The organism is Poseidonibacter lekithochrous (assembly GCF_013283835.1).
GTDB lineage: Bacteria > Campylobacterota > Campylobacteria > Campylobacterales > Arcobacteraceae > Poseidonibacter > Poseidonibacter lekithochrous.
In genome coordinates this window covers 2,461,468-2,473,840 of the sequence record NZ_CP054052.1, presented here as the reverse complement: position 1 = coordinate 2,473,840, position 12,373 = coordinate 2,461,468, and the positions used below count along the sequence as shown (strand labels likewise).

The following is a 12,373-nucleotide window of genomic DNA, read 5'->3' as shown; positions in this document are numbered from 1 at the left end:
TATTATGAAAGTAATTAATATTTTTGCAGGTCCTGGAAGTGGTAAATCTACTACTGCTGTTAGTCTTTTTTCTAAATTAAAAAAAATGAATCAAAAAGTTGAATATGTAAGTGAGTTTGCTAAAGATTTAACTTATGAAAAAAGCTTTAGAACTTTAGATGATTATTTATATATCTTTGCTCAACAACACCATAATCTATTGCGTTTAGAAAATGAGGTTGATTATGCAATATGTGATGGTTCTTTTCTTTTAGGATATGTATTTTATAAACAAACATCTATTTATGATGAAAAACTATTTAAACAAATGTTATTAGATGTTTTTAATAAGTATGAAAATATCAATTTCTTTTTGAAAAGAAAAGATATTATTTATCAAGAGTATGGAAGAAATGAAACTTTAGAAGAAGCTATAAATTTAGATAACAAAATACTTACAATGTTGAATAATGAAAATATAGATTATCAACTTTTAAACTCAAAAAGTGCCTCAAAAAAAATCATAAAACAAATCCTATAACTCTTTTTTATAATCAAATTGCAATGTTTTTGCACCTAACTTTCTTATGATAATAAAAAAGATAGGAGAGTTATTATGAAAAAGATATTTGTTAGTGCCTTAGCCTTTGATGATGGGAAATCTGGCATCTCAAACTATATTGAAAATACTATATATAATCTTGCACAAGATAATAAGGTTTCTGTAGCTTTATTAGAAAAAGATATGGATAACTTTAAAAGAAAACATAAAAATATTCATTTTATTTTATTTCCTAATATTCTTAAATCAAGTATTTTAAATTTGATATTTCATATGTTCTTTTTACCTTTTTATGTAAATAAAGATTATGATTTTATGTTTTTACCTGCTGCAAATAGAAGATTAATGGCTTTTTATCCTATTTTTACAATTGCTACATTTCATGATTTATCTCAATTTAATGTATCAAATAAATATGACTTTTTTAGAATGTTTTATATAAAACATATTATTCCAATTTTTTTAAAACCAATCAAAAAAATAATTGCTGTTAGTAATAATACAAAACTTGATATGGAAAAACATTTTAATATAGATTCTCAAAGAATTATTGTTAATTACAATGGGGTTGATAAAGAATTATTTCATAGTCCCAAAGGTGATTTTGAAAAAATAAAAGAAAAACTCTCTTTAAATAAAAAATACTTTTTATATGTATCAAGGTTAGAGCACCCAGGAAAGAATCATCTTAATCTTATTAAAGCTTATGAGGCTTTACCTCTTGAAATAAAAGATGAATATGATTTGGTATTAGTTGGGAATCAAAAAGAAAACTCCCATGTGATTATAGATCATATACAAAACTCAAAAGATAAAGAATCAATTAAAATTCTAGGCTTTTTAGAAAATGAAGAATTACCTTCTATTTTTTATAATGCAAAACTATTTATATTCCCTTCTTATTATGAAGGTTTTGGAATTCCTTTGATTGAAGCAATGGCAATGAAAGTACCAACGTTATGTGCTTCTAATTCATCTTTATTAGAAATAGGAAAAGATGTATCTGCTTTCTTTGATGAATATAGTCCTTTGAGTATAAAAAATTGTATTGAAGAAGTTTTAAGTGATGAAAGTAAACAAGAAGAAATGGTTGCTAAAGGTTTAGTAGAAGTAAAAAAATATGATTGGAGTTATCATGCAAACAAAATTATTGAATTATATAAAACTAGATAGTTTTTATATTGTAACAAAACGTGTTTTTGAAATTTTTATTTCACTTTTTGTATTAGTTTTAGGAATGGTTTTTTATATGATTTTCTTCTTTCGAAAGATTTTTTCTAATAAAGAAATTTATACTAAAAAACAATTCTTTTTAGATGAGCATAATCAAATAAATCTTAGTTTTTTTAATACGAATAATATTTTTATTAAAAGTATGCCTTTATACTATTTTGTTTTAATTTCTAAAATATCATTAGTTGGGGTAGCTTTAGTTAAATATAATGAGAATATTAAATATAAAGTTAATCATAAACCCGGAATCTTTAGTTTATGGTTTATACGAGCTAATTCTAAAATAGCGAATATTAATATCAGCTCTTGCAATAAAGAGTATATATCTAAACGCTCTTTTTTTAGTGATGTATCTATTTTATGTAAGGGTATGATTAGTTTATTGTATTTTTCAAAAACTAATAAAATCTCAAAAACTATTGCTATCTTTGATATTAGTTTTAATAATTTAGCAATGAATGAAATATTAGAAATTATAAAAAATAGTATTCATAAAAAAGATAAAAAAAGTATATCTTTTATTAATGCTGATTGTTTAAATAAAACATTCTCTAATAATGAATATAAACAAACACTTACAAAAGCAGATTTAGTACTACCTGATGGCAGTGGAATAAATATAGCTTGCAATATTTTAAAACAGAAACTCAAAGAGAATGTAAATGGGACAGATATGCTTCCTCATATTTGTTCATTAAGCCAAACAAACTCTTTTAAGATATTTCTTCTTGGTGCAAAAGATGGAGTGGCTTTAAAAGCAAAAGAAAAACTATTAGAAAAGTATCCAAACTTACAAATAGTAGGAACAGCTCACGGTTATATTAATCACGAACTAGAGCAAACAGAGTTAATTAATAGAATCAATAGTACTGGGGCTGATATTTTGCTTGTGGCTATGGGAGCACCTATGCAAGAGATTTTTATTGAAAAATATAAAAAGCAATTGAACTCTAATGTAATTATAGGAGTTGGAGGTTTATTTGATTTTTATTCTTCTAATATTAAAAGAGCTCCAATGTATTTGCGAGAAACAGGTTTTGAGTGGGTTTATAGAATGATACAAGAACCTAAAAGAATGTGGAAAAGATATATTCTTGGTAATCCTTTATTTATATATAGAGTTCTTAGATATAAAAAACAATTACAAAATGATAGTTTAATTGATAATTATCTTAATACTTATGATAAACCAAAGAAATTAAATCTACAAAAAGTTATTTGGAAACTAGCTATTGTTTCAAGAAATTTTCTAAAAAGGTCAATAGATGTTATTGCTTCATTTATTTTAATGATACTTTTTTTACCGCTTTTTTTAATTGTTGCAATAATTATAAAACTTACGAGTAAAGGGGATGTATTTTTTGTTCAAGATAGAGTAGGTTTAAATGGAAAGATATTTAAAATGTTTAAATTTAGATCTATGGTAGTTGATGCAGAAGAGTTAAAAGAAAAATTAAAAGATCAAAATCAATCTAAAGATGGAGTTATTTTTAAAATGAAAGATGATCCAAGAATTACTAAAATAGGTAAATTTATTAGAAAAACAAGTATTGATGAATTACCTCAATTAGCAAATGTATTCTTAGGCAATATGAGTTTAGTAGGTCCTAGACCACCTGTAATTGATGAGGTTAAGTTATACAACATGGATGATAAAAAAAGATTAGATGCCAAACCTGGAATTACGTGTATTTGGCAGGTTTCAGGAAGAAGTAGTATTCCTTTTAAAGAACAGGTTCAAATGGATAAAGAGTATATAAAAACACAATCTTTACTAAAAGATATAGTTTTATTACTAAAAACAATTCCAGCTGTTTTATTCCAAAAGGGTTCTTATTAGTGTAATTGCAATTTTTTTGCATACAAGAATTTTATAATTATAAAAAATAAGGAGTTTATTATGTTAGAGGCAAAATATGAAAACAAAGGTAATGTTTTAGTTGTTAGTCTAAAAGGTGAGCTTATGCTTGAAGATGTAAGTGATTTAAAAAGAGAATTTTTTGAATATGAATCATCATATAAATATTTCTTATTTGATTTTAAAGAAGTAACAATGATTGACTCTTCTGGACTTGGTTATATTGTTTTTTGTTTGAAAAAATTAAGAGAAAAAGATGGGGATGTAAAAATTCATAACTTATTAGATCAAGCAAAACTGATTTTTGAAATAACAAGAGTTAATTCAATTATAGATATTTATGAAAATGAAAATGATGCTATTAATAGTTTTAAACTAATGGAGAATGACAATGAAAGCTATAATCAAAATATCAACGAAATTATCGCCTAGTGGGGAACTTGAGCTTTTAAGTAATAATCTATTACAACTAAAGGTTTGTGGAAAAGAGCTCTTCTCTTACTATTTTGATTTTTTTAATGAATTAGAAGTAGATGAAATATTTGTTCTTGGAAAAGATTTGAATAATTTTGTTGATGAGTTTTATTTATCTAAAGTTTTCTCTCCTCAAGTTAATTTTATTGAAAATGAGAGTAGTTTAGATTATGAATATCTTAATAGTCATGACCTTTTATGTATATATAATATCGGATTTATTTATACTTCTTTTGAGACAATAAAAGAGAAAATAGTTACTCTAAATCATAGTTTTGTATTGAAAGAAAATACGTTTGAACTGAGTTATCACAAAAGTGGAGAATCTAAAGTTAATGATATAGATTTTATTAAAATAAAAGCTATTAGCTCTTTAGATAATTATGTTGAAGTTTTGAATCATATTTTAAATCGTATTAATAGTATTGATTATGCATATGGATATAGTAATGATAATAACATTATTATAGGTAAAAATGTAAAGATCTCAGCAACCTCAAAATTAATTGAACCTGTTGTTATTCAAGATAATGTAAAGATATTGGATAATTGTGTTATTGGGCCAAATGTAATTATTTCAAATAATGTAATTATTGAAAACAACACAAATATAAACTCTTCAATAATTTATGATAATACTTATATTGGAACAAATTTAAATTTGCAAAATAAGATTATTGTTTCTAATAAAATTATAGATAAAAAAACTTTTTTAGTCTATAAAATCGATGAAAAACTTATATCAAAGAATATTTCATTGTAATTTAGTAGTAAAAAATAATTTAAATTCTGTTATTATTTAATATGGATTATTCAAACTTAACAAAAAAAGAATTAATAACTATTATTGAACAGAGCAGAAAAAAGGAATCAGATAAACATAGAGACCTTTTTTTATCTAATATTTCCCATGATGTAAGAACATTACTGAATGCAATTTATGGGAATGCTCAAATTTTAGATAATGACAATACATTAAGTATGGATAATAAAAAAAGCGTTAAAAAAATCATTAATGCTACTTCTCATATGATCGATCTAATTAACAATATTATTACATTAAGCAAAAACAGTGGAAATGATAAGATCATACTCTCACAATTTAATTTAAAAGAACTATTATTAAACATATATTCTATTTTCAAAAATCTTGCCTCATCAAAAGGTTTGGACTTTGAATTAAATACAAATATTAATAAAGAATATATATTAAAAAGTGATAAAAATAAACTCTTTTATATTTTATTAAATCTAGTTGGAAATGCAGTAAAGTTCACAAATAGGGGATTTGTATCTATAAATTGTAATATTTCTGAAAACAAAGATTCTATTATCTTTGAGATTAAAGACTCAGGTTCAGGTATTAATGAGTCAGATATTATAAATTTGAGTAATGAGTATGTTAGAGGTGAAAATAGTAAAGATATTGACGGTTTTGGATTGGGTTTAGGAATTGTAAATAAGAACTTAACTCTTCTAGAGAGTGAACTTAATATTAGCTCGAAACTTAATAAAGGTAGTGAATTTTCATTTTCTATTAAATGCCAAAAAAATACTAAAACTTTTGTTTCTACTCAAGAGGATATTTTTGAAATACAAGAAATTAAATCTATTAAAGATTCAGATAGTTTAATCCCTATTATTTATTCATGTAGAAAAGAAAATATATCAATATTGGATACTTACTTTTCCACAAGAAATATAAAATATAAAGAGATTAATAATATAGATAAATTAAAAGGAATTGAGCTTAATGATATTAACAATATGATTTTTATTGATATTGATAATATAAATTCTGAAGAAATAAATTATTTAGCTAAGTTAAAAGATGAAAATAAAGATATTTCTATTATTGCTTTAACCTCACTTGTAATGGCTAGGGATTTAGCAAATATAAATAAAATTTCAACTACTTATATAGTAGAACCATATAGTTTTATAGATATTGATCAGGTACTAATTATGTTTAGTTCTAGTGAGTATGATTTTGTTAAAAAAGAACCTACGGATACATCTTTTAATATAAAAATAGAAGAGGAATTAAAAAATAGTTTAGTATTAGAATCTAATTTAGGAAACTATAAAGTATGTAATAAACTTATAGGGCAAATAGTTGATAATAAAACAAAAGAGTACCTTTTAGATTATTTAGAAGAGTATGAATTTGATAAGATCGTAGATATTCTAAGTGAAAAAAAGAGTGAAATATGAATACAAATAATAAAACAATATTAGTTGTTGATGATACAACTGAAAATTTAAATATTCTAAAAAATATTTTAGAAAAAGATGATTTTGATGTATTTCTTTCTAAAGATGGAGAGAAAGCAATAAAAATTGCTGAAGAAATTCTACCAGATTTAATTTTATTAGATATTTTAATGCCAAATATTGATGGTTATGAAACCTGTAAGAGGTTAAAAAAGAGTGAAAAAACAAAAGATATTCCTATCATTTTTTTATCTGCATTAACAAGTCCTAATGATAAAGTAAAAGCTTTTGACGTTGGGGGTGTAGATTACATTCCTAAACCTTTCCATGAACAAGAAGTTCTTGTAAGGGTTAAATCTCATCTTCAAACAAGTATGATTATCTCTTCTTTAAATAACTTAGTTGAAAAATCATTTCATGAAATATATACACCTTTGAGTGTAATGTCTACAGGTTTAGAAATGCAGGTTTTGGAGCATGGAAATACTAATTATCTAAAAAGTATAAAATCTGCAATGAGATTACTTAATATATTTTCTGATGATATGTATTATTCTATTAAAAAAGAAGTAACACAATTTGAAGCTCAATGGATTGAATTAGAACCTTTTATGAAAGAGCAAATGAACTATTTAACACCAATTGCTTTGAATAATGAAATGGATTTTGAATTAGAATCTAATGTTGATAATCCAATGATTTTTATTAGTGAGATTGAACTAAAAAGAGTTGTGTTAAATATTTTATCAAATGCATTAAAATATGGGTATAAAAACTCAATCATAAATATTAAAATTGATATGAAAGATGAAGGTTTTATATCTTTTGCAATAAGTAATAGAGGAAAGATTCTAAGTAACCCAGATAAAATATTTGAAAAACTATATCAAGAAGATAGTGAATCTACAGGCTTTGGAATAGGTCTTGAAATTGTTGCTTTAATTTGTAAAAAGAATGATATTAAAATAGATGTAACTTCAATAAATAACAAGACAAAATTTAAATTTACATATAAAGAGAAAAAATGAAAATTTTATTACTAGAAGATGAAACATCTTTAAATGAACACATTTCTAAATATCTTACATTAAAAGGCAATGATGTTGAATCTTTTGATGATGGTTTAGAATTATTAGATTGTACAAATTTATATGAATATGATTTTTTTATTTTTGATATTAATGTTCCTAATGTAATTGGTTTGGAAATATTGGAATTTTTAAGAGATAAAAGTATTGATGTGCCAGTTATTATGATTAGTGCATTAGTTGATATTGAGGATGTAAAAAAAGCATATAAATTAGGTTGTAGTGATTACTTGAAAAAACCATTTGAACTAGCAGAATTAGAGTTAAGAATGGAGTCAATATTAAATCAGTTCCATTTTACAAAAATTGTGGAACTAGGAGAAGGATACTCTTATGATTTACATATAAAACAACTATTTTGTAATAAAGAAGCTGTAGTTTTATCAAAAAAACAGAATGAAATTTTATATATTCTAATTAAAAATAGAGGTAAAGTCCTCTCTTTTTCAACTATTTCAGATTATATCTATGAAGATAAAATGAAAGACTTTCATACAATTTCTTCTCATGTTAGAGATATACGAAAAAAAATTGATGTAGACCTAATTAAAAACGTTAGAGGAGTTGGGTATTTATTGAAGTAAATATCTATTATGTTATAATTATATTTAAATTATTTTTTATGTATTTTAATAAAAGACATAGTCTGGTAGGTTTGTGATGAAATATTTATTATTATTTTTATTATTTTTATCTTCGTCTTTTGCAAATATAGCAAAAGTTTCTGCTGTTGTTGGTGATGCTAGAATTGAGCGTGCAAATAAAAATATTGTAGTGAAAATTGGAATTTCCTTATTAGAAAAAGATATTATTCACACTGCAAAAAATGCAAAAGTTCAATTAATATTTAAAGATGATACTATTGTTACTCTTGGTAAAAACTCTGCTTTAAATATTGATACATACTTATATGATATAAAAAATCCTAAAAATTCAAAAACTAATCTGAACTTTTTTAAAGGTGCATTCAAAACAATCACTGGAAAAATTGGAAAAATTAATAGAGAAAAATTCAAGTTAAAAACTAAAAGTGCATCTATTGGAATTAGAGGTACAATTATCCTTGGAAATCAAGAAGTTATTGCTTGTACACAAGGTGGAATTAGTGTTGAGTCTATTGGAACAGGAACAAAAGTAGAAGTTAATGCAAATGAATTAACAACTGTACAAGAAAATGGTGACTTATCCGCACCTGAAGAATATACACAAGATAGTATAAATAAATTGTCATCAGAACTAGAACCAGAAGAAGAAACTTCTACTAACTCTCAAGAGGAAAGTGATAATACAGAATCTAATACTTCAAATAGTTCTGAAGAATCAGAACAAACAGAAGAATCTGACGAGATAGAGGAGACAGAACAAGAAGAGAATAGCACTGTTCAAGAAAATAGTGAAGATACAGAGACAAGTACACAAGAAGATACAGCTTCAATAGATGATCAAGAAAATAGTAACGAAAGTACGGAATCTCTTGAAAATGATAGTTCTTTAGATAATAGTTCTTCAAATGTAAGTAGTAATGATGTAGGTGATTTATCAACATCAAGTGTTAGTGAACAAACTTCGGATATTACAGAAACAGCACAAGATATAGTTGATGATAGTTCTGAGAATGAAATAGAACAACCAAGAGTAAGTTTATCTTTTGTCGGTAAATCTTTAGGAGCTTATGTTGAAAATAGTGATTCTTCAACAAGAGATGCTAATAGTTTTAATTTCCAAGATAATACTAATGCCTCAGGAGAGATAGGTGTTTTTAGAGCTACAAGAGTAGATAATAAAATTACAATAGATGAGCGTTTTTCAAGATTGTCTTATGATTCAGATAATACTTTTGTAAAAAAAGATATTAAAAGAACATTCTCTTCCTTAGGAACTCCTTCGAAAGGTGGATATACTGGACATTCTGATCTTACTAGTAGTACGGATGCTATACCTTTTTCTTATACCTCAAATGCTTCGACAATAAGTGGAAACTATAAAATAGAAGTAGATAATATGGGAGAAGTTTTTATTCTATATTATGATGGAAATCCTTTTAATGTATCTAGCGGAGGAAGTGCTGAATATAATGAGTTAATTGTCTTTGGAAAAAATGGTCTATTGTCTGAGCAAGATAAAACAAAAATATATGTTTACAAAGATTTTATTAATATGAGTTTTCAAAAAGACTCTGCTGGCAAATATACTGAATCAAGTCTTGATAAAAATACTGATGCTGGTTTTGAATATTTTAATGCAAAATTAAAATCATTGACACATTTAAATAAAGATTTTCATAAATCAGGGGCAGAAGAATTTATTGTAGGAAAAAATAATAGTGTTAAGTCTTATCGAAATAAATATAATTTTAATTACAAGAATAGTTCATTGAATTTAAGTTCTTATATATCTGCTAATACAAATGGAAGTATTAAACTTTTAGGTACAGATATTCAAGCTATTAATTACTATATAACTTCAAGTGAAAGTAAAAAAGATTTTTCTTCTTCTGTAACCACATCTAATACTACAAGAACAAATGGTGCATCATTTTTATTAAAAGATAAAATTAGTGACGCTAAAACTAGTGGAACACTCACTCACAGCGGATTTATAAACTCAAATGCTTTTGGACGTGATAGTTCAAATACAACTTTAATAAAATCAAGTAATAATTTGACGCTAACAATAAGTAGAGGAAAAGGTGATATTTCGGGTAGTGCAACAATAGATACTCAAACAAGTCCTGAAAATAAAATTACAATGACTTTTAATGGTAAGATAACTAATAATACATCATATTATATCAATGATGATATCTTTGGAGTAATGGCAGATACAAGTAATTCTAATTATAAAGTGGAAGATAATGAATATAATTTAGATAGTAATACTGGATATTTAATTGCTGTTCCAGATGGTGCTTTTATTGATAATGAGTTTAAACTTTTTGACTCTGATGATAATCCATTAACAAGTGATGATGATAGTTCATGGGGATATTGGACAGCAAAGTTTAGTAAAAGTAGTTTAAATAGTAATGAATATTTTGTCTCACCATTCTCAACATGGGTTTCAGGAATTCAAACATCAACATCTATTATGGATGATGTATTAGATGCTACTTCTAATACAAGATACTCTTTTGAAGGAGCAGTTATTGGAACGGTGTTAAATGCTAGTAGTGGAAATTTAGAATCAATTATAACTGATGGTTCAGCTGTAAATAGTGTAAAAATGAATTTTGATTTAGGTGGAGGTTCTAATTCCCTAACAAGTAGTACTATGAATTTTTCAAGTGCAAATACTCAATGGAATATGAATGTTAATAGTACAGAAATAAGTAACACAGGTTTTAGTGGTTCTTTAAGTGGTACAAATATTACAGGTTCATTAGAAGGTAAATTTTATGGAAGTGGCAGTATAAAAAGTGTTGGGGGAAGTTTTAACTCTTCTTTAGATGCTTCTGGTTCTGCTGAAAATGGTGTATCAACAATACATAAAGCACAAGGTGTATTTAAGGCAGTTAAGAAATGAGAAAATTTACAGTTCTATTTTGTTTGATTGGTTTAATTTCATTATCTTTAAATGCTAATGAAATTAATAAAAATAAAGTTTATGTTTCTGGTTCAAAAAATTTATATAATAAAGCATTAAATAATTTTAGAGCTAAAAATTATGAAAAATCATATTTACAGTTCAATACACTTTTTTATAATAACATGCAGGATATCTTGATAAATTTCTATTTAGGTAGAAGTGCTTATGAATTAGGTAAATATGAATTTGCTTTAAGTGCCTATGATAGAATTTTAATAGCAGAACCAAATAATTCAAGAGCTAGGTTAGAAATGGCTCAAACTTATTTTAAGATGAAATTATATACTCAATCTTTAAGTGAATTTAATGAAGTTCTGAAAAATGAAAAGGTTCCTGTAAAAGTAAAAAAAATAGTAAATGCAAAAATTGAATATATTAAATCAATACAAAAAAAGAGTTTTTTAAAAGCTACACTTATTACGGGAATATTGTATGATTCAAATTTAAATTCAACACCTGCTACTGGATCTTTTAATATATATAATCCTACTGTTGATAGTACAGTTTTAGTTACTAATAATGATAAAGAAGAATCAACTTCAATATATCAAGTTGTTGGACAATTAAATCATACATATAAATATAGTGATAATTTTATTTTGAATAGTTCTGTTACTGCTCTTTTAATGAAATATAGTGATCATAAAGAGAAAGATATTCATGCTTTATCTTTAAGTACTTCTCCTACATATTTATATAAAGATTATAAAATTGCATTACCTCTTTTATTTGATAAGGTTAATTTAGGTCATGAATCTTATCAAAATAATGTATATTTAAATCCAAACTATACAAGAGCATTAAATGATAAAATGCTTTATTCTACGGGGCTTAAAGCAGGTAGAGTTACTTTTGTAAGAGAAAAAGAACGTGATGTTAATCTTCTTGAATGGCAAAACTCTTTAAAATATTTAACAAATAAATTTGGATTATTTACAATTGGTCTAAATTTAGGAAAAGAGTATAAGTTAAGAAATCAAAGAACAGATGTTGAACATAAATATTTCAATACTTATATAAATAATTCATATGAAATAATAGAAGATTATTTACTTCAGACAGCAATTAGTTATAAACAACTTGATTATGATGATACAGATGTTAACTTTCAAACAAAAAGAAAAGATAAAAAATCTGATTTTTCTATGTCGATACTTAAACCTATTAATAATCAATCTCTTATCAACATTGGAGCAAATTACACAAAAAAAGATTCAAATCATATCTCCTCAGAATATGATAAATATACAATAAAAGCCAATCTTATTTGGAATTTAAACTTAAAATAAATTAATAAATAACTATTCTGTCATATTCTTGACACTTTCTTTCGATAAAATCTTTAGTATAGCAATTTTGCTATATTAAATAAAAAGCATA

General features: G+C 24.9%; 10 protein-coding genes. All 10 read left to right on the top strand.

Annotation, left to right across the window (positions count from 1 at the left end):
* The first annotated feature begins 4 nt into the window (after nucleotides 1–4).
* The 10 genes from ALEK_RS11705 to ALEK_RS11660 all read left to right on the top strand — a co-directional run bounded on the left by ALEK_RS11705 (nucleotide 5) and on the right by ALEK_RS11660 (nucleotide 12,282).
* Nucleotides 5–520, top strand: a complete 516-nt coding sequence (locus ALEK_RS11705) for an AAA family ATPase (RefSeq protein WP_071627671.1) — start codon at nucleotides 5–7, stop codon at nucleotides 518–520.
* A 75-nt stretch (nucleotides 521–595) separates the two neighbouring features.
* On the top strand, nucleotides 596–1,714 hold the full coding sequence (locus ALEK_RS11700) for a glycosyltransferase family 4 protein (RefSeq protein WP_071627670.1): 1,119 nt from the start codon (nucleotides 596–598) through the stop codon (nucleotides 1,712–1,714).
* Nucleotides 1,677–3,614: a WecB/TagA/CpsF family glycosyltransferase gene (locus tag ALEK_RS11695; RefSeq protein ID WP_071627669.1), complete on the top strand. Its 1,938-nt coding sequence runs from the start codon at nucleotides 1,677–1,679 to the stop codon at nucleotides 3,612–3,614. Before ALEK_RS11700 ends, ALEK_RS11695 begins: the two co-directional genes overlap by 38 nt.
* 60 nt (nucleotides 3,615–3,674) lie before the next feature.
* The gene (locus ALEK_RS11690) at nucleotides 3,675–4,064 is read left to right on the top strand and encodes an STAS domain-containing protein (protein ID WP_071627668.1); all 390 of its coding nucleotides are present in this window, start codon (nucleotides 3,675–3,677) and stop codon (nucleotides 4,062–4,064) included.
* A complete protein-coding gene (locus ALEK_RS11685) occupies nucleotides 4,024–4,869 on the top strand; it encodes an LbetaH domain-containing protein (RefSeq protein ID WP_071627667.1) in 846 nt (281 codons plus the stop codon). The genes ALEK_RS11690 and ALEK_RS11685 overlap by 41 nt, the downstream gene beginning before the upstream one ends.
* A gap of 41 nt (nucleotides 4,870–4,910) precedes the next feature.
* On the top strand, nucleotides 4,911–6,320 hold the full coding sequence (locus tag ALEK_RS11680) for a sensor histidine kinase (protein WP_071627666.1): 1,410 nt from the start codon (nucleotides 4,911–4,913) through the stop codon (nucleotides 6,318–6,320).
* Nucleotides 6,317–7,348: a hybrid sensor histidine kinase/response regulator gene (locus ALEK_RS11675; RefSeq protein ID WP_071627665.1), complete on the top strand. Its 1,032-nt coding sequence runs from the start codon at nucleotides 6,317–6,319 to the stop codon at nucleotides 7,346–7,348. Before ALEK_RS11680 ends, ALEK_RS11675 begins: the two co-directional genes overlap by 4 nt.
* The gene (locus ALEK_RS11670; RefSeq protein WP_071627664.1) at nucleotides 7,345–7,992 is read left to right on the top strand and encodes a response regulator transcription factor; all 648 of its coding nucleotides are present in this window, start codon (nucleotides 7,345–7,347) and stop codon (nucleotides 7,990–7,992) included. Before ALEK_RS11675 ends, ALEK_RS11670 begins: the two co-directional genes overlap by 4 nt.
* A gap of 76 nt (nucleotides 7,993–8,068) precedes the next feature.
* Entirely contained in the window at nucleotides 8,069–10,930 is a 2,862-nt protein-coding gene (locus ALEK_RS11665; protein ID WP_071627663.1) for a FecR family protein, read from the top strand.
* Nucleotides 10,927–12,282, top strand: coding sequence for a tetratricopeptide repeat protein (locus tag ALEK_RS11660; RefSeq protein ID WP_071627662.1), 1,356 nt, complete (start codon nucleotides 10,927–10,929; stop codon nucleotides 12,280–12,282). Before ALEK_RS11665 ends, ALEK_RS11660 begins: the two co-directional genes overlap by 4 nt.
* Nucleotides 12,283–12,373 lie beyond the last annotated feature (91 nt).